1 protein-coding gene is annotated in these 1,032 nt (G+C 49.6%); it reads right to left on the bottom strand.

Annotated features, from left to right (window positions below; genetic code table 11):
• Positions 1-228: 228 nt before the first annotated feature.
• The coding region (locus KDK19_RS12095; protein ID WP_257254262.1) for a hypothetical protein at positions 229-1,032 on the bottom strand (804 nt) is incomplete at its 5' end.

The following is a 1,032-nucleotide window of genomic DNA, read 5'->3' as shown; positions in this document are numbered from 1 at the left end:
TTTCCCAGATACAGTAACTGAACTGGAAATATAGATTCTATAAGGAGCTATGAATAACAATATCCTTAACTACAAAGTGCGTTGTAAATTAAAGTGCAGTGCAAATAGCGCGGTACAAATAAAGCAGCTATCAAATACTTCCGACAGACTGTGCCTTCGGCATAGCCACCGGAGCAAGCATTAGCTGCCAGAATTCAACGCTGATTCAGTGTCTGACCGTTGAGTCTGTCAGTTAAACAGAGTCGAGAGATAATCCAGGGGGGCATAGAACTTTTCCCACTGAGTCCAGCCGGTCTCTGAGAGGCCTTGTTCCAATGGATAGCCATAAACGGCGTAGTTTGAAAGACTATTGATAACAGCGAAAGTCAACGCAGGCACCAGCGTGACAGCGGCTTTGATAAGCAGGTTGTTTGAAGTTATCTTCGAACTGCCCAACATAAGCAAGGCTCCGGCTCCGCCCACGATTGTGGCTCCAGCTAAGCCTGCGGCCATTGCTTCGACTTTGGCTACGACTACGGCAACGGCTACGGCTCCAGCTCCGGCTCCGGCTAAGGCTATGAGTCCGGCTTCGGCTCCGACAAAGGCAGTAACTCCGGCTCCGGCACCGGCTACGGCTCCGTATATGGCTGCGACTACAGCGTTTGTCTCTCCGCCCACATCAATTGTTAGCATTGAAACAATTCCCGAGAGGGTACCCGCAATAGCTGCGCTGATAACAGAAGCAAGAGTCGCTTTTGCTGGGCTGAAGCCTATATGGATCATGGTTTCATAAGCGACAGCCCCTGCAATAATCCCATTCATCGGAGAAAATATTGCGTATTCCCCAACCGCATACCATTCAGTATTAATATCCCTTACGTTCATTTTTCTTAGCATTAACGCCGAACCAGCGCTGGCTCCAGTTCTTGATAACGCTTCGGACGCCAGGTAGGTCAAGACTGCGACAGGTATATGCTCCCTCGTTTTCGTAGGAGCAACATAAGCTGCCATTCCTGCACCGGCAAAATACAGGGGTTTCCACCAGCGCTGTTC

Source organism: Endozoicomonas sp. ONNA1 (genome assembly GCF_024606325.1).
Taxonomy (GTDB): Bacteria; Pseudomonadota; Gammaproteobacteria; order Pseudomonadales; family Endozoicomonadaceae; genus Endozoicomonas_A.
The sequence above is the reverse complement of the archived record's forward strand: the minus strand, read 5'-3'. Positions and strand labels throughout refer to the sequence as shown.